This is a genomic window from Campylobacter sp. W0066.2 (assembly GCF_024723515.1).
GTDB lineage: Bacteria > Campylobacterota > Campylobacteria > Campylobacterales > Campylobacteraceae > Campylobacter_D.
Genome location: NZ_JANQCV010000055.1, coordinates 1 through 281 on the forward strand (window position 1 = coordinate 1; position 281 = coordinate 281).

General features: G+C 35.2%; 1 pseudogene. It reads left to right on the top strand.

From position 1 onward, the window contains the following. Nucleotides 1-281, top strand: a pseudogene (locus tag CAMP18498_RS07960) (hypothetical protein); the annotation flags it as partial.

Consider the following 281-nt stretch of genomic DNA (forward strand, 5'->3'; position numbering starts at 1 on the left):
CCCTGCTATATTAAACACTGGCAATGGGATTATCTATGGAAATACTGTATTAGATAGCAAATCTAAAATAGTAGGTGGTATAGTTAATGCAGAAAATGGTAAATTACAAGGAGATATCATTGTTAAGGGTGGTTCTTCTATTAGTGGAGGTATAATTAATACCGGTAGTGGTGTTGTTACAGGTTCTATTAAAATAGAAGGATCTGATTCTGCTATAGAAGGTGGCATTATTAATGATGGTAAAGGTAAGCTAGAAGGCTCCATAGAATTAAGCGGTGGTG